The organism is Caballeronia sp. LZ065, assembly GCF_031450975.1.
In the GTDB taxonomy this organism is placed as follows: domain Bacteria; phylum Pseudomonadota; class Gammaproteobacteria; order Burkholderiales; family Burkholderiaceae; genus Caballeronia.
The window spans coordinates 1,426,909-1,446,832 of the sequence record NZ_JARUXV010000004.1 but is presented as its reverse complement, the minus strand read 5'-3'; the positions used below and the strand labels follow the sequence as shown (position 1 = coordinate 1,446,832).

Below are 19,924 nucleotides of genomic sequence, written 5' to 3'. Positions count from 1 at the left end.
CGACGCGCGCAAGCCGAGCTACGCGCTGACGCCGCCATCCCATTTCGACGGCGCTTTTGTTCTATCGAGTCTTTTTGCGGTTTGGTGCAATGAGCGCCATACCGAAACCACGCAGGCGCCCGTCGCGCCGCGCCCAGTCAAAGCCAAGCAAAGGGACTCGCTCATGAACGTCAGCGTCTTCGATCTGTTCAAGATCGGCATCGGACCGTCGAGCTCGCATACCGTCGGACCGATGATCGCGGCGTGCCGGTTCGCGTCCCACATCGAGGACGCCAATCTGCTCGCCTTCGTCACGCGAGTGCGCGTCGAGCTGTTCGGTTCGCTCGGCGCGACCGGCAAGGGCCACGGCACCGACAAGGCCGTGCTGCTCGGCCTCGAAGGCAATCTGCCCGACCTGATCGATCCCGACCTGATCGCGCCGCGCCTGGAGGCCATCCGCAAGAGCAAGCGCCTGATGCTGCTCGGCAAGCACGAGGCGATGTTCGAAGAGCGCGAGCACATCGGCTTCTATCGCAAGCTGATGCCGGGTGCGCCCGGTTCGAGCGTCGTGCATCCGAACGGCATGCGCTTCCAGGCGTTCGACGACAACGGCCAGTTGCTCGTCGAGAAAGAGTACTACTCGGTCGGCGGCGGCTTCGTCGTGAATCGCGAGGGCGATCGCGTCAACGGCGTGCGCGCGGGCGGCACGGTGCCCCATCCGTTCCGCACCGGCGGCGATCTCATGCGCGTGTGCCGCGAAACCGGTCTCTCCATCGCCGAAGTGACGATGCAGAACGAATGTGCGAGCCGCAGCGAAGCCGACGTGCGCGAAGGCATGCTGGCCGTGTGGCGCGTGATGGCCGCGTGCGTCGAGCGCGGCTGCAAGGAACGCGGCGAGCTGCCTGGCCCGATGCACGTGAAGCGTCGCGCGGCGGACCTGTCCGCGTCGCTGCGCTCGCGCTCGGAAGAGTCGCTGCGCGATCCGCTCTCGATGCTCGACTGGGTCAATCTCTACGCAATGGCCGTGAACGAGGAAAACGCCGCAGGCGGCCGCGTCGTCACCGCGCCGACCAACGGCGCCGCTGGCGTGATTCCCGCCGTGCTGCACTACTACGTGAAGTTCATGCACGGCGCGAACGACGAAGGCATCGTGCGCTTCCTGCTGACGGCCGCGGCCATCGGCATCATCTACAAGGAAACGGCATCGATCTCCGGCGCCGAAGTGGGCTGCCAAGGGGAAGTGGGCGTCGCCTGTTCGATGGCCGCCGCCGCGCTCGCCGCAGTCATGGGCGGCACGCCCGCGCAGGTCGAGAACGCCGCCGAGATCGGCATGGAACACAACCTCGGCATGACCTGCGATCCGGTTGGCGGGCTCGTGCAGATTCCGTGCATCGAACGCAACGCCATGGGCGCGATCAAGGCGCTCAACGCCGCGCGCATGGCGATGAAAGGCGACGGCACGCACTACGTGTCGCTCGACTCGGTCATCAAGACGATGCGCGAAACCGGCGCCGACATGAAGACGAAATACAAGGAGACGTCGCGCGGTGGCCTCGCCGTGAACGTCATCGAATGCTGATTCTGATTCAACGCATAACACCCTGCACGAAGAAGGAAACACCATGAGCCGCTACTCGATATTCAGCCTGCTGCGCAACGGCATGTCGTATCACGAGAACTGGGAACGCCAGTGGAGAAGTCCGGAGCCGAAGCGCGAATACGACGTGGTGATCGTCGGCGGCGGCGGCCATGGTCTCGCGACCGCGTATTACCTCGCGAAGGAACACGGCATCACGAACGTCGCGATTCTGGAGAAGGGCTGGATCGGCGGCGGCAATACGGCGCGCAACACGACCATCGTGCGTTCCAACTACCTGTGGGACGAATCCGCCGCGCTCTACGAAAAGGCGATGAAGCTCTGGGAAGGCCTCTCGCAGGACCTCAACTACAACGTGATGTTCTCGCAGCGCGGCGTGATGAATCTCGCGCATACGCTGCAGGACGTGCGCGATACCGAGCGCCGTGTGAACGCGAACCGCCTCAATGGCGTCGATGCCGAGTTCCTCACGCCGCAGCAGATCAAGGAAATCGAGCCGACCATCAACCTCAACAGCCGCTATCCGGTGCTGGGCGCGTCCATTCAACGGCGCGGCGGCGTCGCGCGTCACGACGCCGTGGCGTGGGGCTTCGCGCGCGGCGCGGACCGTGCGGGCGTGGACATCGTCCAGAACTGCCAGGTCGTCGGCATTCGCCGCGAAGGCAACCAGGTGACGGGCGTCGATACGACCAAGGGCTTCATCAAGGCGAAGAAGGTCGCGGTGGTTGCGGCGGGCAACACGACGAACCTCGCCGACATGGCGGGCGTGCGCCTGCCGCTCGAAAGCCATCCGTTGCAGGCGCTCGTGTCCGAGCCGATCAAGCCGGTGGTGAACACGGTGGTGATGTCGAACGCGGTGCACGCGTACATCAGCCAGTCCGACAAGGGCGATCTCGTGATCGGCGCGGGCGTGGACCAGTACACGGGCTTCGGGCAGCGCGGCAGCTTCCACATCATCGAAGGCACGCTGGAGGCAATCGTCGAGATGTTCCCGGTGTTCTCGCGCGTGCGCATGAACCGCCAGTGGGGCGGCATCGTCGATGTCTCGCCGGACGCCTGCCCGATCATCTCCAAGACCGACGTCAAGGGCCTGTACTTCAACTGCGGCTGGGGCACGGGCGGCTTCAAGGCAACGCCGGGCTCGGGCTGGGCGTATGCGCACACCATCGCGCGCGACGAACCGCATGCGCTGAACGCAGCCTTCTCGCTGGACCGTTTCTATACCGGCCATCTGATCGACGAACACGGCGCGGCTGCCGTGGCTCACTAACCCGCACACGAGGAAAGAACCATGTTGCTGATCGAATGCCCCTGGTGCGGGCCACGCGCCGAAACCGAATTCTCCTGCGGCGGCGAAGCGGACATTGCGCGTCCGCTCGACACCGAAAAGCTCACCGACCGTGAATGGGGCGACTACCTCTTCATGCGCAAGAATCCGCGTGGCACGGCGCGCGAGCAATGGATGCACGCACAGGGCTGCCGCCGCTGGTTCAAGGTGCAGCGCGATACGGTTTCCTACGAGATTCAGGGCTACGAGACGTTCGACCGTCCGCTGGCTGTGATGAATGACAACGGAGCACAGTCGAAATGAGCCAGAAAGACCGACTCGGCCTGGGCGGGCGCATCAACCGCGCCATTACGCTGACCTTCACGTTCAACGGCAAGACCTATCAGGGCTATGAAGGCGACACGCTCGCTTCCGCGCTGCTCGCCAGCGGCGAACGCTTCGTCGCGCGCAGCTGGAAGTACCACCGTCCGCGCGGCATCATCACGGCGGGCGTGGAAGAGCCGAATGCCGTCGTCCAGCTCGAAACCGGCGCTTACACAGTGCCCAATGCGCGCGCCACGGAAGTCGAGCTGTATCAGGGGCTCGTCGCCAAGAGCGTGAATGCGAAGCCGAACATCGAGAACGACCGCATGGCGGTCAATCAGAAGATCGCGCGCTTCATTCCGGCGGGCTTCTACTACAAGACCTTCATGTGGCCGCGCAAGTTCTGGCCGAAGTACGAAGAAGTGATTCGCGACGCAGCGGGTCTCGGCGAAGCGCCGAAGCATCTCGATGCCGACCGCTACGACAAGTGCTTCGCGCATTGCGACGTGCTCGTGGTCGGCGGCGGACCGTCGGGTCTGGCGGCGGCGCATGCGGCGGGTCTTTCCGGCGCGCGCGTGATCCTGGTCGACGACCAGCGTGAACTCGGCGGCTCGCTGCTGTCGTGCCGCGCCGAGATCGACGGCAAGCCCGCGCTGCAATGGGTGCAAAAGGTCGAAGCCGAACTGCGCCGCATGCCCGACGTGAAGATCCTGTCGCGCAGCACGGCGTTCGGTTATCAGGATCACAACCTCGTGACGATCACGCAGCGTCTGACCGAGCATCTGCCGGTCTCGACCCGCAAGGGCACGCGCGAACTGATGTGGAAGGTCCGCGCGAAGCGCGTGGTTCTCGCGACCGGCGCGCACGAGCGTCCGATCGTGTTCGGCAACAACGACCTGCCGGGCATCATGCTGGCATCGGCGGTGTCGACGTATCTGCATCGCTACGCGGTGCTGCCGGGCCGCAACGCGGTCGTGTTCGCCAATAACGACGACGCCTATCAGTGCGCGCTCGACCTGAAGACGGCCGGCGCCGCGGTGACCGTGGTGGATCCGCGTGCAGCCGAATCGAAGGGCACGCTGCCGGCAGCCGCACGCCGCCAAGGCATCCGCGTGATGAACAACGCGGTGATCACCGCCGCGCGAGGCAAGCTGCGCGTCGCGTCGGTGGAAGTCGCGGCCTATGCGAACGGACAGGTCGGGCAGAAGCAGGAAGACCTGGCATGCGATCTGGTGGCCATGTCGGGCGGCTGGAGCCCGGTGCTGCACTTGTTCGCGCAGTCGGGCGGCAAGGCGCACTGGCACGACGAGAAAGCGTGCTTCGTGCCGGGCAAGGCGATGCAGGCGGAGAGCAGCGTCGGTGCATGCGCGGGCGAGTTCTCGCTGGCGCGCGGCCTTCGGTTTGGCGTCGAGGCGGGCGCGGATGCGGCGCGTGCGGCGGGGCATATCGTCGCGAAGCCGCAGCCGGTGCAGGTGGCCGAGATCGTCGAGGCGCCGATGCTGCCGTTGTGGATCGTCGGCAACAAGGAGCTGGCGACGCGCGGTCCGAAGCAGTTCGTCGATTACCAGAACGACGTGTCGGCGGCGGACATCTATCTCGCCGCACGCGAAGGCTTCGAGTCGGTCGAGCACGTGAAGCGCTATACGGCGATGGGCTTCGGCACCGACCAGGGCAAGCTCGGCAACATCAACGGCATGGCGATTCTCGCGCAGGCGCTGAACAAGACCATTCCCGAAACCGGCACGACGACCTTCCGCCCGAACTACACGCCCGTGACGTTCGGCACGTTCGCGGGCCGCGAGCTGGGCGAATTTCTCGATCCGGTGCGCAAGACCGCCATTCACGAGTGGCACGTCGGGAACGGCGCGATGTTCGAGGATGTCGGCAACTGGAAGCGTCCGTGGTATTACCCGAAAGCGGGCGAGGACATGCATGCGGCCGTGGCGCGCGAGTCGCTCGCGACGCGTGAAAGCGTCGGCATTCTCGATGCCTCGACGCTCGGCAAGATCGACATTCAGGGCCCGGATGCCGCCAAGCTGCTCAACTGGATGTACACGAATCCGTGGAGCAAGCTCGAAGTGGGCAAGTGCCGCTACGGCCTGATGCTCGACGAAAACGGCATGATCTTCGATGACGGCGTGACCGTGCGCCTCGGCGAACAGCACTACATGATGACGACCACCACCGGCGGCGCCGCGCGCGTGCTGACGTGGCTCGAACGCTGGCTGCAGACCGAATGGCCCGACATGCGCGTGCGGCTGGCGTCCGTGACGGACCATTGGGCGACCTTCGCGGTCGTCGGGCCGAACAGCCGCAAGGTGCTGCAGAAGGTCTGTCACGACGTGGACTTCGCCAACGCGGCGTTCCCGTTCATGAGCTATCGCGACGGCACGGTGGCGGGCGCGGCGGCGCGCATCATGCGCATCAGCTTCTCGGGCGAACTCGCCTATGAAGTGAACGTGCCGGCGAACGTCGGACGCGCGGTGTGGGAAGCGCTGATGGAAGCGGGCGCCGAGTTCGACATCACGCCGTATGGCACGGAGACCATGCACGTGCTGCGCGCGGAGAAGGGCTACATCATCGTCGGCCAGGATACGGACGGCTCGATGACGCCCTACGACCTCGGCATGGGCGGACTGGTCGCGAAGTCGAAGGACTTCATCGGCAAGCGTTCGCTGATGCGTTCGGACACGTCAAAGCAGGGGCGCAAGCAGTTCGTCGGCCTGCTGACCGACGATCCGCAATACGTGTTGCCGGAAGGCGCGCAGATCGTGGCCGGCCCGTTCCAGGGCGACACCGCGCCGATGCTCGGCCATGTGACCTCGAGCTACTACAGCCCGATCCTGAAGCGTTCGATCGCGCTGGCCGTGTTGAAGGGCGGTCTCGACAAGATGGGCGAATCGGTCCTGATCCCGCTCGCGAGCGGCAAGCAAGTGAAAGCAAAAATCACCAGTTCGGTGTTCTACGACAGCGAAGGAGCACGTCAGCATGTTGAATGAGATCAAAACGGGCGCCGCGGTCGTCGATCGTGCCATCGGCGCACAGGCACTGAGCGGTACCTGGCAGGAATCCCCGCTCGTTGGCGCCGATGCGCTTCTCAAAGCTCATCAGGGCGGGTCGCCGAAGGCGTTCCGCCTCACCGAGCGGCCGTTCCTCGAACTCGTGAACGTGCGTGGCGACACGCGTGACGCGAGTTTCGTGACGGCAGTGCAGAACGTGCTCGGCTGTACGCCGCCCGAGAAGCCGAATACCGTCGCGCGCGGCAATGGCTACACGATGCTGTGGCTCGGTCCCGACGAATGGCTCGTGCATTCCGACGCCGCTCACGACGCCTCGCGTCCCGCGCCGCTCGAAGCGAAGCTGCGTGAAGCGTTCGTCGGTCAGTTCTCGGCGGCGGTGGATATTGGCAGCGGCTACACGGTGCTCGATATCGATGGCCCGAAGACGCGCGAGTTGCTGTCGCGCGGCTGTCCGCTCGATCTGCATCCGAAGCTGTTCGGCGAAGGCCAGTGCGCGCAGAGCCACTTCTTCAAGGCATCGCTGACGCTGGTGCCGCTCGGCGGCGACCGCTTCGAACTGATCGTGCGCCGCAGCTTCGCGGACTACTTTGTGAAGATCATGCTCGACGCCGCTGAGCCGCTGCTCTCATGAAGCCGTTCGAGCCGCTGGAGATGGGCGGACGAGGCTGGCGTGTCGTGGTCGACGAGCTGATCGTGCAAACGCGCGTCGGTCTCTACGAGCATGAGCATGCAGGGCCACAGCCCGTCTGCATCGATGCGAGCCTGCATTACCGCGCGATGCCGGATGAATCGGACGATGGTCTCATCGACTACGAAGCGTGGTGCAATCGCGTGAGCGCGTTTCTCGAAACGAAGCCGCATACGCGCCTGCTCGAAACGCTGGCCGTGGAGATTGCCGCACTCTCGTTCGATGAATGGCCCGCGCTCGATGCGCTGACGCTCACGCTGCACAAACCGAAGATCCGCCCCGGCACGAAACGTCTCGGGCTGGAATTGGACTGGCGTCGCGCGGATCATGAGGCGTGGCGGTTGCGTAGCGCTGCAGGTCACGCCCTGGCGCGATGAATCCGTCACGCGATGCCGCCGCACAACTGTCCGCACGTGCCTTCAAAAAGCACGATGCGGACGCGGCGCTCGCGCTGCTCGATCGCAGCATTGCGCTGAAGCATCGGCGCATCGCGCTGATTCGCTACCTCCATGCGCAATATCTCGATGCGCCGCTGCAAAGCTGGCATCACGACTATGTGAAAGCGATCGCGGCGCGGCTCAGCGTGGACGCGTTGATGCGCATTGCCGCGACGGCGCGTGCGCGGTTCGATACGTGATGCGGGTATGACTCGATCAATCACGGATGCGCTTGCAGATAGGCTGGATTGATGGAGCGGATGTAAACCCGCACCGTTTCAATGGGCTGCTGGATCCAGTCCGCGATGGATTGCAGCGGGAATTGATAGCCGTCACCTATGAGCAGCTGGACGGTTTCCTGGTCTTGCCGGGTCAGCATTGGCACGGTGGGCGCCGTTGGCTGCGTCGGTGGCGGTTCTTGGACGCGTATGTTCTGCTCGAGCGGCACCGGGTTGACCGGGAAGTAACCTGTGGTCGCGTAATTCGGCGCGAGCTTATGCACGTACCGGGAGACGAGATTCTCGTCGAGCCCGAGCATCTGCGCGATGTATCCGGGCGCGACCCAGTTTTCCATGAAATTCCGGATGTCGGCCCGATTGGCTTCGGTGAGCCCTGGCGGCGCCATCTCGGTGGCAGTGGCAACGGCCGGCGCGCCTGCCGCCGCAGGGGCGATGGGCCGCTCCAGTTCCCGCGCTCCGGCGAGCTTCATGACCGTGGCGAGGTCTGTTCCTTCTTTCCTGGCAATCTCCACGTACGTCATGGATGTCGTCTGGAGATCCTGTACCACGCGGTGCTTGATCGTTGCAGGTGTCGCAGCGGCCTGCTGCCAGCTTTGCTGCTGCAAAACTCCTTGTCGGATTCGCTTCACGACAGGGATTGAAACGCCGAACTCTCGGGCAACGGCGCCCGGCCCGGCATCCGGGTGCGTCACGACGTAATGCCGTATCGCTTCAGTCGTTTCACTGGAGATACGGTAACGGGGCACCGTGCGCTCCAGTCCGCTTTCCGCTGCAATCTTGGAGACCGCGTTCGCGCTGACGGCAAGTTTTGCCGCGATGTTCGAATAGCTTGCATCCGGATGTTTCCGCAGGTAGTCCGTCACCATTTGAATGATTTCGGGTCGCATCGCGTTGCCAGCGAGGCGTGCCACGTTTCCTCCTGGAGGATCTTGAGGAAGGGCGGCGATGGCGTCGACTTCTTCGCGGGTGACATCGAACCGTTTGGCCAACTCTCCATGATCCAGCCCGGGAAATTCTGACAGCTCGGTTCCGATCGCTTCGGCGGTAGTCTTGAACGACAGGTTTTCCGGCGCGCCTTTGGCCACCCATTTCACGACGCCGGGCGTGGTGTCGAATTGTTGTGCGATCTCCGCATATTGATAGGGATGGGCCGCCAGCGACTCGGTGATTCTCGACCGGACATCCGGAGTGAGCTGGTTCACGTGTGCTTGCCATTGCTGCCCGAGTCCCTGCTGTTCCATGTCGTTCGCTTGCAGAATCTTGCCTACCGCACTCGCGCTTACATCGTTCCGGAGGCCAATCTGTTTATGCGAAAAGTAGGGATGCTGCCTCACATCGTCCAGGATGGCTTGCTTCTTTTCGGCTGGTAGAGGCGGCGGAGCACCGCCGGCAAGCCCGGTATCCGAGTGGGGTTCCCAGATCCCCTGCTCGTTGACCCGCACCGGGAACGAAGGCCGCCACGGATTGCTTCGATCGTAGACGCGCCAGGTGCCGTTGTCCTTGTCGTACTTGACCGCGAAAGGTTGGCCGTCCATCGTGATGAAGTTCTGGCCTTGCTGGTCGACCATCACGCCGGGCGCGCTGCCTGGCGTGGATTGGGTGATCGACGCGTCGTACCGGTAAGACGAGGGTAAAGGCTGTTCGCCGTTGATATGCGCGCTGGCAGAGTCGAGTTCGCTGAGCGGCGGCGCCTTGGCGGATGAGGCAGCCTGGGCGACTTCTGCCGCGCCCGGCGCCGCCACTTCGACGGCCTTGGGCTTGCGCAGCAGGTCGAGCAGCGCGCCGGCCTTGGACATGCCGCCCTTGATTGCCGGACCGACGATGTCCATGTCGGGCATCTTGTAGCCCAGCGCCGTGCCGAGCACACCGGCACCGATATCGATGAACGTGCGACCAGTATCGTTCAGATGGCTGTGCGGGCAGATCGAGTTGGTGAACAGGCTTACCACGGGCATGGCGCCGACGCTCAGGCGGCAAAACGCCTCGTCGAGTTGCTGCTGCCATTCCGGCGGGGGTGGTGAATAGGCTGCGAGGTATTCGCGACGCAGCGGGTTCATGTCGGTCTTGCCTTGCACGCTGATGCGCTGTTGCGCGGCCACGAGCCGGCGTTGTGCCCATTGATACTCGTCCAGAAGGTTCTTGCCATAGTCATCATTGGGCAAGGGCGGGTTCTTGAGCACATCGGAGAAGCTGGAGAAAGGCGGCAACTCGAAGCGGTGGAACAGATGGCCTTGCTCGGCGTGTTCCGCATCGGCGTCCAGGCAACGGGTGCGGTCCTCCCATTCTCTGAGCTTGCTGAAGCCGTCGGGACTCATCCTCATCAGTTCGGTGAAGGCGAGCGCGTGCTGTTCGTCGTTCAGCATTGCGCCGAAGTACTGCAGCCGCTTGGGGGAATCGTCGCCCGTGCCGTAGACGGTCATGCCGGAGGCATCCTGCATGCGCTGGATCACCTCGCCGAAGGTCTTCTGGCGGGCGAGTCGCGCTGCATCGACCTCGTCATCAATGCGGTCCGCGATCTGCGACTGCAGAACACGCTTGAGCGCGGCGGCCTGGGCCATGGCGGTTTCGCGCTCCCCGGACGTGGTGGCGCTCTCGAAGTTGTCGCGCAGGTTATCCAGGCGCTCGACGCCGCGCTTGCCTTCGGCATCGAGATAGCCGCTGCCGAAGGGCGCCGTGAAGATTGACTCGGCGTGCTTGACGGGATCGGCCTGAACGTCGTCATGCTCTTCGGACATGGCTTGGCGGAACGACTCGAACTGCTTGACGATGGCGGCACGCTGACCCGGATCGGCGGTGTTCTCGAAAGCCATACTGAACATCGAGAGCTGGGCCAGGTTCTGTTCACGCAGGGCGTCGTCAGGCATGTCGGCGATCTGTGCCTGAAGGCCGGGCAATTGGTTCTGGAACGCCTTTGCGTAGTCCGGACGGCCTGTCATGTTGATGCCGTTGAGCTCGCGCGCGCTGGCGGCGTTGTCCTGATTGCGCCAGGACGCGATGTCGTCGGCGTCGTAGGTCGCGTTCAGACGGTCGAGTTCATCGGCGGTGGCGCCTTGGAGGATGGCGTCTCCCTGCTTCGATGCATCCGAAGCCGGCGCATTGGGCGAGGGCGAAGTGGAGTCTGCCGGCGGGTCGACAGAGAGCTGGGTCGGGATGGATGGCGTGCGCGGTTCGTCGGCCTGGACGCCTGTGTCGGCATCGTCGGGTTTCGTTGGCTGCGGCGCGTCTTGTTGAACGGGCTGGGTTGCACTGGAATCCGACGAATCGGCTGGCGATGCTGTATCGGCAGGACGGCTGCCGACCGAACTCACTGACATGAAATACTCTCGGGTATCGAGTTATCGGGCGGGAAAGGGACATGCCCGCCCTTGCCGTATTCCATTAGAACCCACAGTGAAACGTGTCCGGTCGTACCGCAGTACGACGAACCTCACCAGGCTCGATCAGTGTCCGGCCAGATCCAGTGCCTGCGCAGCCCGCGCTCGTTTTCCGTCCGCCACGAAGTAAGGCGTCTCGACCCGCGCCAGCGGCTCGACGCCCCGGATGCGATCCGCGATCTTCTCCGCCAGCATGATGGTCGGCGCATTGAGATTGCCGGTCGTGATCTGCGGCATGATCGACGCATCCACGACACGCAGCCCCTGCATGCCATGCACGCGGCCTTCGCCATCCACGACCGCCATGTCGTCGTCGCCCATCTTGCACGAGCATGACGGGTGATACGCCGTCTCCGCCTTGGCGCGGATGAAGGCATCGAATTCCGCGTCGCTCTTGAGGTCGTCGGACGGATGCAGCTCGCGGCCCCGGTAGCGGTCGAGAGCCGGCTGACGCATGATCTCGCGCGTGATGCGAATCGCATCGCGGAACTCGCGCCAGTCGAGCGGATCGGCCATGTAGTTGAACAGGATGCCCGGATGCGCATGCGGATCGCGCGACTTGAGCTTCACGCGGCCACGGCTCGGAGAACGCATCGAGCCGACGTGCGCCTGGAACCCGTGCATGCGGATCGGATTCGAGCCGTTGTAGTTGATCGCGACCGGCAGGAAGTGATACTGGATGTTGGGCCATGCATCATCATCGCGCGTGCGGATGAAGCCGCCCGCCTCGAACTGGTTGCTCGCGCCGATGCCCGTGCCGTTCAACAGCCATTCGAGCCCGATGGCCGGCTGATTCCACCACTGCAACGCCGGATACAGCGACACGGGTTCCTTGCATTCGTACTGCATGTACATCTCGAGGTGATCCTGAAGATTCTCGCCGACGCCCGGCAGATCGTGCACCACGGCAATCTCCAGCGGCTTCAGCCAGTCGGGCCGTCCGACGCCCGAGCGTTGCAGCAACTGAGGCGAGGCAATGGCGCCGCTGCACACGAGCACTTCGCGGCGCACATGCGCGGTCACGCGTTCGCCGCCATGCAGATACGCGACGCCGATCGCCCGCTTGCCCGAGAACAGCACGCGGTCGGTGGTTGCATACGTAACGATCGTGAGATTGCCGCGCTGTTTCGCGCGGTCCAGATAGCCGCGCGCGGTGCTGGCGCGCCTGCCCTTCGCGGTCACGGTGCGGTCCATCGGACCGAAGCCTTCCTGCTGATAACCGTTGAGGTCTTCGGTGCGCGGATAACCTGCCTGCACGCCAGCTTCGACCATCGCGGCAAAGAGCGGGTTGTTGCCGGGCTTGCTGGTCGTCACGTGCACGGGGCCGTCGCCGCCGTGATACGCATTCGGCCCGATGTCGCGTGTCTCCGCCTTGCGAAAATAGGGCAGGCAGTCGAGATAGCTCCAGTTGTCGAGACCAGGCATCGAGGCCCAGTTGTCGTAATCGAGCGCGTTGCCGCGGATATAGCACATGCCGTTGATGAGCGACGACCCGCCCAGCCCCTTGCCGCGGCCGCACTCCATGCGGCGGTTGTTCATGTGCGGCTCGGGCTCGGTTTCATACGCCCAGTTATAACGCCGTCCCTGCAACGGATACGCCAGTGCGGCAGGCATCTGCGTGCGGAAGTCGAAGCGATGATCGGGGCCGCCCGCTTCCAGCAGCAGCACCGTCACGTCCGCGTCCTCGGTGAGACGCGAGGCGAGCACGTTGCCCGCCGATCCCGCGCCGACGACGATGTAGTCGTATTCGTTCGCGCTCATCGTGAAGCTCCTTAAAACACGGGCTGATAGGGGCCGAGCTCCACCTGCACGGACTTGATGCGCGTGTAGGCGTTGAGCGTCGCTATGCCGTTCTCGCGGCCGATTCCCGACTGCTTGTAGCCGCCGACCGGCATTTCCGCCGGCGACTCGCCCCAGGTGTTGATCCAGCAGATACCCGCCTGAAGCCGATGAATCACGCGATGCGCGCGCGACAGATTCTCCGTCACGACGCCCGCTGCGAGACCGTAGTCGGTGTCGTTGGCGCGGGCGATCACTTCGTCTTCGTCGTCGAAGGCAAGGAGGCTCAGCACCGGGCCGAAGATTTCCTCGCGCACGATGCGCATGTCGTCGCGGCAATCGGCGAACACGGTTGGCTGGACGTACTGGCCTTGCGCGAGTACGCCTTCGGTCAGCCGTGCACCGCCCGCGATGAGCCGCGCGCCTTCGCGCTTGCCGCTCTCGATGAAGCCCAGCACCTTCTGCATCTGCGCCGCGCTGACGAGCGGACCGAAGTTGGTAGCAGGATCATCGGGTGCGCCGATGCGGATGCGCTTCACACGTTCCAGCAGCAGCGCCTCGAACGCTTCCATCACGCCGCGCTGGACGAACACACGCGTGCCGTTCGTACACACCTGGCCGGAGCTGAAGAAGTTGGCGCTCATCGCGATGTCCGCCGCGCGTTCGAGACTGGCGTCGTCGAACACGAGGAGCGGCGACTTGCCGCCCAGTTCCATCGTGACTTCCTTGAGCGTCGATCCACCCGCGCGCGCCATGACTTTCTTGCCGGTCTCGACGCCGCCCGTGAACGAAATCTTCTCGATGCCCGCATGTTCCGCCAGCATCGCGCCGACGCGCCCGTCGCCCTGCACGACGTTGAAGACGCCCGCGGGCACGCCCGCCTCGGAATAGATTTCCGCGAGCTTCAACGCGCTCAGCGGCGTGACTTCGCTCGGCTTGAAGATCATCGCGTTGCCCGCCGCAAGCGCGGGCGCCGATTTCCAGCACGCGATCTGAATGGGATAGTTCCACGCGCCGATGCCCGCGCACACACCGAGTGGCTCGCGCCGCGTATAGACGAACGACGACTCGCGCAAGGGAATCTGCCCGCCTTCGATGGCCGTGGCCAGTCCCGCGTAATACTCGATGACATCCGCGCCCGTGACGATATCCACGGCGCGCGTCTCGGCAATGGGCTTGCCGGTGTCGCGCGTTTCGAGCGCGGCGAGTTCGTCGTTGCGGGCGCGCAAAAGATCGACGGCGCGCCGCAGGATGCGCGAGCGCTGCATCGCGGTCAGCGCGGCCCATTCGCGCTGACCTTCGCGCGCGCTGCGCACCGCGCGGTCGATATCCGCTTGCGAAGCCTGCTGCACGTGGGCGAGCAGTTCCCCGTTGGCGGGATCGAGGGTGTCGAAGGTTTCGCCGCTGGTTGCATCGACATAGGCGCCGCCGATGTAAAGCCGTTGCTCTTCGAAAGCCGACATGTCGCGCTCCTTCAACTGGGGTGAGGTCAACCGCGCGCGTCCAGCACGAGATCGATGTAGTCGTAAGCCAGGCGCAATGCTGCCTTGGTGTCGAACGGCTCGCCGGCGAGCGCGCCGCGCAGCCACAGTCCGTCGATCAGCGCGGCCAGGCCGCTTGCCGCGCGCCGTGCGGCGGGCTTCGGCAGCGCCCGGGAGAAGTCGGCGCACAGATTGGAATGGAGACGCCGCGTGTTGACGTGTTGCAGCCGCTTCAGTTCGGCCTTGTGCATGCTTTCCGACCAGAACGCCAGCCACGTTTTCATGACCGGGCCGTTCACCTGTTCGACGTCGAAATTCGCCGCCACCACGGCCCGCAACTTCGAGCGCGGGTCGGGCTTCGCGGCCTTGCGACGGCGCGCCGTGCCGAGCCACAGCGCGCGCAGCACGTGGCGCATGGTGGCTTCGAGCAGCCCGTCCTTGTCGCCGAAATAGTGGCTCACGATGCCCGTCGAGATGCTGGCGCGCTGCGCGACCGAGGCCAGCGTGGCCCCCGCCAGACCGGATTGGTCGATGGTCTGCAACGTGGCGTCGATCAATTGCGCGCGGCGAATCTCGCGCATGCCGAGCTTGGGCATGACAGGCTTTCCAGTCAGTATCGTGCGCCGATGTTAGGTTTTTTATTTTGAACGGTCAATCAATAAAAATCGGAACGGAACGTTCGGGGGCGACGATGTCGGATTCAGTCAAACGCGCGTCGCATTGAGTGACAGTCGCCGTGTGCAAGCGGCGCTACCCTCGATGCACGGGCGCGATGGACCGCAAAGGTGCAGGCACGGACGTCGCGCGAGCCGTCCACGAAACATGGAGACGATCAATGAGCAGCAATCGCGGTGTCGTTTATCTGGGGCAGGGCAAGGTCGAAGTGCAATCCATCGACTATCCGAAGATGGTCGATCCACGCGGCCGCGACATCGGCCACGGCGTGATCCTGCGCGTCGTCACGACCAATATTTGCGGCTCGGATCAGCACATGGTGCGCGGCCGCACGACCGCCCCGGTCGGCCTCGTGCTCGGACACGAGATCACGGGCGAAGTGATCGAGGTGGGTCGCGACGTCGAGACGCTTGCCATCGGCGACCTGGTTTCCGTGCCGTTCAATGTGGCGTGCGGCCGTTGCCCGACCTGCAAGGCGCAGCACACGGGCGTGTGCCTGAACGTGAATCCGTCGCGCGCGGGCGGTGCTTACGGTTACGTGGACATGGGCGGCTGGATTGGCGGGCAGGCCGAGTACGTGATGGTGCCGTATGCCGACTTCAATCTGCTGAAGTTTCCCGACAAGGCGCAGGCGATGTCCAAGATCCGCGACCTCACCTGTCTCTCCGACATTCTTCCGACGGGTTATCACGGCGCCGTGATGGCCGGTGTCGGGCCGGGTTCGACGGTGTATATCGCGGGCGCGGGTCCGGTGGGCATGGCGGCAGCGGCCTCGGCGCGCATCCTGGGCGCGGCGTGCACGATCGTCGGCGACATGAACGAGGAGCGTCTCGCGCATGCGCGCAAGATGGGCTTCGAGACCATTGATCTCTCAAAGGACGCGACGCTCGGCGAGCAGATTGAGCAGTTGCTCGGCAAGCCGGAAGTGGACTGCGCGGTGGATTGCGTCGGCTTCGAGGCGCATGGTCACGGCTCGGACAGCGGCCACGAAGCGCCGGCCACGGTGCTCAACTCGCTGATGGAGATCACCAAGGCGGCGGGCGCGATCGGCATTCCGGGCCTGTATGTCACGGACGACCCGGGCGCCGTCGATGCCGCCGCGAAGAAGGGCAGCCTGAGCATTCGCCTCGGTCTGGGCTGGGCGAAGTCGCATTCGTTCCACACGGGCCAGACGCCGGTGATGAAGTACAACCGCAATCTGATGCAGGCGATCCTGTGGGACCGGCTGCCGATTGCGGACATCGTGAACGTTTCCGTGGTGTCGCTCGATGACGCGCCTGACGGCTATCGCAAGTTCGACGGTGGTGCGCCGCGCAAATTCGTCATCGATCCGCATGGGCTGCTGAAGGCGGCTTGATACAGCGCCTGAAACCGCGGTATCAGTTCGAGCTTTCCTGCAGAAACGGCGGCATACTCGATGCATGACCGCCGACTATCTCCGCACCGCGCTCTCCGTCCGCCTCGCGCTCGCTGCCGACGCGGCGGAGATCGCGCGCATCCACGTCAACGCGTGGCAAGTCGCTTACCGGTCCATCTTCCCCGCTGAATTTCTTGCCTCGCTTTCGGTGCCGCGGCGCCAGGCGCTATGGTCTGAACTGATCGCGCGCGGCATGCCGCGCGTGATGCTGGCGCAGCGCAACGACGTCACGCTCGGCTGGATCGCGTGGGGCGCTTCACGTGACTACGACAAGAACCGCACGGATGCCGAAATCGAGGCGGTCTATATCGACCCGCCGCACTGGCGGCAAGGCGCGGGCAGGATGCTGATCGAAGAGGCGGTGAACGCCGCCGCGAGCGAGGGCTATCGGCAGATGACGCTCTGGGCGCTGGAGGAAAATGCGCGCGGCCTGCGCTTCTACAAGGCGCTGGGCTTCACGCTGGATGGAGTCTTCCGCACCGAGCGGGTAGGCGGTTGCGAGGTCTGCGAAACGCGTCTGCGCATGCGCATCTGAACGTTCAGGCGACCATCGCCGAAACCGACGAAAGCGGCGGCACCTGCTTGCGACGCTCGCGGGTCGGCGCGGTGCCGAACGCGTCGCGATAGCTCTTCGAAAAATGGCAGGCGGATTGAAAGCCACACGCCATCGTGATGTGCATGATGGACATGTCGGTTTGCAGCAGGAGTTCGCGCGCGCGGCGCAGGCGCAGCGTCAGATAGTAATGCGTCGGCGTCATGCCGAGATGCTCGCGGAACAGCCGCTGCAACTGACGTTGCGACATGCTGGCGAGCCGCGCCAGTTCTTCCCGCGACAAAGGCTCTTCGATGTTGTTCTCCATCAGCGAGATCACTTCGAAGAGCGACTTGTTGGCCGATCCGAGCCGCGCCACCAATGGCATCCGCTGCTGTGCGCTGGTATCGCGCACGTGTTCGACGATGAACTGCTCCGCGATCTGCGTCACGCGTGCCGTGCCGACCCGCGCGGCAATGAGGTTGAGCATCATGTCGAGCGGCGCGACGCCGCCCGTGCAGGTGACGCGGTCGCGGTCGATGACGAACAGTTCCTTGAGAAAGCGCGTGTCGGGAAACTCTTCCTTGAGCGCCGACATGTTTTCCCAGTGGATGGCGCAGGCATAGCCGGCAAGCAGTCCGGCGCGGGCGAGTGCGTAGGTGCCGGTGCAGAGCGAGCCGAGCACGCTGCCGGTGCGCGCGAAGCGGCGGAGTGCGGACAGATGTTCGGCGGTGGTGGCACGCTGCACGTCGATACCGCCGACCACGAAGACGATGTCCGGTTGCCCGACGCATTCCACCGGGCCGGTATCGACGGACAGGCCATTGCTCGCGGTGACCGGACCGCCGTCCGGGCTGACGATCGACCAGCGATACAACGGCTGTCCCGTCAGATAGTTCGCCATGCGCAGGACTTCGATCGCGTTGGTGAAGGCGATCATCGTGAAGTTGGGAAGCGGCATGAACGCGAAGTGCGACAGCGACGCCGTGCGATCGGGGGACATGTGAGAACTGATTCCTTCGAATCTGTTTGATTGGCGCCGTCAGACGCGGCGCTTTGCCACTTTTGCAATTTTGGTTTCGATTGCAACTACCATGCCATCAGGCGAAACCCTGAGCGGCTCAAGGCATCGCTCATGCTTGAAAGCACCTGCGCACTGACGCGGGGCCTGACAGGCAAAGGTGCGCACCGCTCCAGCGCACGATCGTGCCGTCGCAGTGCAGCAAGCACTGCCGTTCGAAGAGCTACACCGAATCTTGATTCGCCACTTGTCGAAAACAGACGTGGATGTCGGAAAACGCCAAGAACACGTCTAAATTCGTAAATTGACCGGCAGGGCAAGAGTCAAGAATAGACGCAACGAATGAAGGCGGCGAGAACCGGCTGAGAGCCGCGCCAGACCTGACCGAAACGACCGTCCTTCCTGACCCCACGGACCCTTCCATGTCGAACACGACTCTCCCGTTCAAAGCGCCGCTCGCGGCGTTGTGCGCGCGCCTTCCCATTTACCGAGCAACACGGAGCACTTCACGATGAGCACCCTGCACGACAACAGCATCATCATCGACGGCCTGAACATTTCGAAGTTCGAGCGCTCCGTGTTCGAGGACATGCGCAAAGGTAATGTCACCGCCGTGAACTGCACCGTCTCGGTGTGGGAAGACTTTCAGAAGACTATCGACAACATCGCGGAAATGAAGCAGCAGATCCGCGAGTACAGCGAGATCCTGACGCTGGTGCGCACCACCGACGACATCCTGCGCGCGAAGAAAGAGAACAAGACCGGCATCATCTTCGGCTTCCAGAACTCGTATGCGTTCGAGGACAACCTCGGCTATATCGAAGTGTTCAAGGAACTCGGCGTGAACGTGGTGCAGCTCTGCTACAACACGCAGAACCTGGTGGGCACCGGCTGTTATGAACCCGATGGCGGACTGTCGGGTTATGGCAAGGAAGTGATCCACGAGATGAATCGCGTGGGCATCATGGTGGACCTCTCGCACGTGGGCGCGAAGACGTCATCGGACGCGATTGCGTGCTCGAAGAAGCCGGTCACGTATTCGCATTGCTGCCCGTCGGGCCTGAAGGATCATCCGCGCAACAAGACCGACGATCAACTGCGCGAGATCGCGGATGCCAACGGCTTTGTCGGCGTGACGATGTTCTCGCCGTTCCTGAAGAAAGGCCCGGATGCGACCGTCGATGATTACCTCGAGGCGATCGAATACACGATCGATGTGATCGGCGAAGACAAGGTGGGGATCGGCACGGACTTCACGCAGGGCTACAGCACCGAGTTCTTCGACTGGATCACGCACGACAAGGGTCGCTATCGCCGTCTGACGAACTTCGGCAAGGTGGTGAATCCGGAAGGCATCCGCACCATTGGCGAGTTCCCGAATCTCACGGCCGCGATGGAACGCGCGGGCTGGAGCGAGTCGCGCATCAAGAAGGTGATGGGCGAGAACTGGATGCGCTTCTTCGGCGAAGTGTGGAACGTCTGAACCTGAGCACAACAACAAGGAGCCTTGCGATGCAACCTCAACTGCCCATCGACGTCGATCCGCAAACCGGCGTCTGGACTACCGACGCGCTGCCGATGCTGTACGTCCCGCGTCATTTCTTCACGAACAATCACGTTGCCGTCGAGGAAGCGCTCGGCCGCGAAACCTACGCCGAGATTCTCTACAAGGCCGGCTACAAGTCGGCGTATCACTGGTGCGACAAGGAAGCCGAGAAGCACGGCATCAGCGGCATGGCGGTGTTCGAGCATTACCTGAAGCGTTTGTCGCAGCGCGGCTGGGGCCTGTTCTCGATCGTCGAATCCGATCCGACCAGTTCGCACGCCCGCATCCATCTGCACAACTCGTCGTTCGTGCTGGCGCAGCCGGGCAAGCAGGGGAAGCTCTGCTACATGTTCGCCGGATGGTTCTCGGGCGCGATGGACCGGGTCAACGACACCGCTCCGGACAGCGCAAGGAAAGGCCCGCGCTCGACGTCCATTGAAACGCAATGCGCGGCGGAAGGACACGACCACTGCGTGTTCGAAGTCTCGCCGCTCGCGTAACCCACACGCGGCCAGCAGCCAAGGTTTTGCAGACGTCACCACACTGAG

General features: G+C 63.9%; 16 protein-coding genes. 11 read left to right on the top strand and 5 right to left on the bottom strand.

The window, feature by feature from the left end:
• The first annotated feature begins 163 nt into the window (after positions 1–163).
• Genes QCE63_RS33165 through QCE63_RS33135 form a run of 7 tightly spaced genes read left to right on the top strand, consistent with a single transcriptional unit; the run spans position 164 to position 7,512 of the window.
• On the top strand, positions 164–1,558 hold the full coding sequence (locus QCE63_RS33165) for an L-serine ammonia-lyase (RefSeq protein ID WP_309839093.1): 1,395 nt from the start codon (positions 164–166) through the stop codon (positions 1,556–1,558).
• 43 nt (positions 1,559–1,601) lie between these two features.
• Positions 1,602–2,846, top strand: a complete 1,245-nt coding sequence (locus QCE63_RS33160) for a sarcosine oxidase subunit beta family protein (RefSeq protein ID WP_309839091.1) — start codon at positions 1,602–1,604, stop codon at positions 2,844–2,846.
• 21 nt (positions 2,847–2,867) lie between these two features.
• On the top strand, positions 2,868–3,167 hold the full coding sequence (locus tag QCE63_RS33155; RefSeq protein ID WP_309818931.1) for a sarcosine oxidase subunit delta: 300 nt from the start codon (positions 2,868–2,870) through the stop codon (positions 3,165–3,167).
• Positions 3,164–6,166: a sarcosine oxidase subunit alpha family protein gene (locus QCE63_RS33150; protein WP_309839080.1), complete on the top strand. Its 3,003-nt coding sequence runs from the start codon at positions 3,164–3,166 to the stop codon at positions 6,164–6,166. Before QCE63_RS33155 ends, QCE63_RS33150 begins: the two co-directional genes overlap by 4 nt.
• Positions 6,156–6,818, top strand: coding sequence for a sarcosine oxidase subunit gamma (locus tag QCE63_RS33145; protein WP_309839074.1), 663 nt, complete (start codon positions 6,156–6,158; stop codon positions 6,816–6,818). The genes QCE63_RS33150 and QCE63_RS33145 overlap by 11 nt, the downstream gene beginning before the upstream one ends.
• Positions 6,815–7,252, top strand: coding sequence for a dihydroneopterin aldolase (locus QCE63_RS33140; protein ID WP_309839072.1), 438 nt, complete (start codon positions 6,815–6,817; stop codon positions 7,250–7,252). Before QCE63_RS33145 ends, QCE63_RS33140 begins: the two co-directional genes overlap by 4 nt.
• The gene (locus QCE63_RS33135; RefSeq protein ID WP_309839070.1) at positions 7,249–7,512 is read left to right on the top strand and encodes a hypothetical protein; all 264 of its coding nucleotides are present in this window, start codon (positions 7,249–7,251) and stop codon (positions 7,510–7,512) included. The genes QCE63_RS33140 and QCE63_RS33135 overlap by 4 nt, the downstream gene beginning before the upstream one ends.
• Positions 7,513–7,532: 20 nt before the next feature.
• Here QCE63_RS33135 and QCE63_RS33130 read toward each other — a convergent pair whose 3' ends face one another.
• The 4 genes from QCE63_RS33130 to betI form a co-directional block, all read right to left on the bottom strand.
• Positions 7,533–10,865: a hypothetical protein gene (locus tag QCE63_RS33130; protein ID WP_309839068.1), complete on the bottom strand. Its 3,333-nt coding sequence runs from the start codon at positions 10,863–10,865 to the stop codon at positions 7,533–7,535.
• A gap of 126 nt (positions 10,866–10,991) precedes the next feature.
• A complete protein-coding gene (gene betA, locus QCE63_RS33125) occupies positions 10,992–12,686 on the bottom strand; it encodes a choline dehydrogenase (RefSeq protein ID WP_309839062.1) in 1,695 nt (564 codons plus the stop codon).
• A gap of 11 nt (positions 12,687–12,697) precedes the next feature.
• Positions 12,698–14,167 carry a betaine-aldehyde dehydrogenase gene (betB, locus tag QCE63_RS33120; protein WP_309839060.1) on the bottom strand — a complete coding sequence of 490 codons (1,470 nt, stop codon included), beginning with the start codon at positions 14,165–14,167 and terminating at the stop codon, positions 12,698–12,700.
• Positions 14,168–14,193: 26 nt separating this feature from the next.
• The gene (gene betI, locus QCE63_RS33115; protein ID WP_309839058.1) at positions 14,194–14,781 is read right to left on the bottom strand and encodes a transcriptional regulator BetI; all 588 of its coding nucleotides are present in this window, start codon (positions 14,779–14,781) and stop codon (positions 14,194–14,196) included.
• 239 nt (positions 14,782–15,020) lie between these two features.
• Between betI and fdhA the strand changes: the two genes are divergently transcribed.
• Positions 15,021–16,217, top strand: coding sequence for a formaldehyde dehydrogenase, glutathione-independent (gene fdhA / locus QCE63_RS33110; protein WP_309839057.1), 1,197 nt, complete (start codon positions 15,021–15,023; stop codon positions 16,215–16,217).
• Positions 16,218–16,281: 64 nt separating this feature from the next.
• Entirely contained in the window at positions 16,282–16,812 is a 531-nt protein-coding gene (locus QCE63_RS33105; RefSeq protein WP_309839055.1) for a GNAT family N-acetyltransferase, read from the top strand.
• A 4-nt stretch (positions 16,813–16,816) separates the two neighbouring features.
• Here QCE63_RS33105 and QCE63_RS33100 read toward each other — a convergent pair whose 3' ends face one another.
• Positions 16,817–17,812, bottom strand: coding sequence for a GlxA family transcriptional regulator (locus QCE63_RS33100; protein ID WP_309839053.1), 996 nt, complete (start codon positions 17,810–17,812; stop codon positions 16,817–16,819).
• 529 nt (positions 17,813–18,341) lie between these two features.
• Between QCE63_RS33100 and QCE63_RS33095 the strand changes: the two genes are divergently transcribed.
• Positions 18,342–19,313 (top strand): dipeptidase, encoded by a 972-nt coding sequence (locus QCE63_RS33095; protein WP_309818909.1) that lies wholly within the window; start codon positions 18,342–18,344, stop codon positions 19,311–19,313.
• 29 nt (positions 19,314–19,342) lie between these two features.
• Positions 19,343–19,876, top strand: a complete 534-nt coding sequence (locus QCE63_RS33090) for a DUF5943 domain-containing protein (RefSeq protein ID WP_309839052.1) — start codon at positions 19,343–19,345, stop codon at positions 19,874–19,876.
• The last annotated feature ends 48 nt before the right edge of the window (positions 19,877–19,924 follow it).